This window comes from Mesorhizobium sp. M4B.F.Ca.ET.017.02.2.1 (genome assembly GCF_003998955.1).
Taxonomy (GTDB): domain Bacteria; phylum Pseudomonadota; class Alphaproteobacteria; order Rhizobiales; family Rhizobiaceae; genus Mesorhizobium; species Mesorhizobium abyssinicae.
In genome coordinates this window covers 1-630 of the sequence record NZ_RZOF01000686.1, presented here as the reverse complement: position 1 = coordinate 630, position 630 = coordinate 1, and the positions used below count along the sequence as shown (strand labels likewise).

Annotated in this window: 1 protein-coding gene; it reads left to right on the top strand. The window is 69.0% G+C overall.

All coding sequences use genetic code 11. From position 1 onward, the window contains the following. A partial coding sequence (locus tag EN738_RS34850; protein WP_245494860.1) for an ABC transporter transmembrane domain-containing protein occupies positions 1-630 on the top strand: 630 nt, incomplete at both ends.

Below are 630 nucleotides of genomic sequence, written 5' to 3'. Positions count from 1 at the left end.
GTCATCCTCGGCCTCGGCGCGGTGGCGATGATGGTGTTCACCAGCCCGAAACTGTCCGGCCTCGTCATCGCCGCCATCCCGCTCATCGTGCTGCCGCTGGTCGCCTTCGGCCGTTCGGTCAGGCGCAAGTCGCGGCAGGCGCAGGACACGCTGGCCAACGCCACCGCCTATGCCAGCGAGCAGATCGGTGCGGTGCGCACGCTGCAGGCCTTCACCAACGAGACGCTGGTCACCGGCCGTTTCTCCGCAGCAGTGGAAGCCGCCTTCGAGGCGGCGCGCGGCTCGGTCTTCGCGCGCGCCTTCCTCACCTTCTTCGCCATCTTCATGATCTTCTCCTCGGTGGTGGCGGTGCTGTGGTTCGGCTCGCGCGACGTGCTATCTGGCACGATGTCGGCGGGCACGCTCGGCCAGTTCCTGCTCTATTCGGTGTTCGCCGCCGGCGCGCTCGGCGCGCTGTCGGAAGTGTGGGGCGAGCTCGCCCAGGCGGCGGGTGCTGCCGAGCGGCTGACCGAGATCCTGGCCGAGAAGCCGGCGATCCAGTCTCCCGCCGATCCGCGGCCGTTGCCTGCGAAGGCGAAAGGCGCGATCAGCTTCGACGACGTCTCGTTCTCCTATCCGGCACGGCCGGAC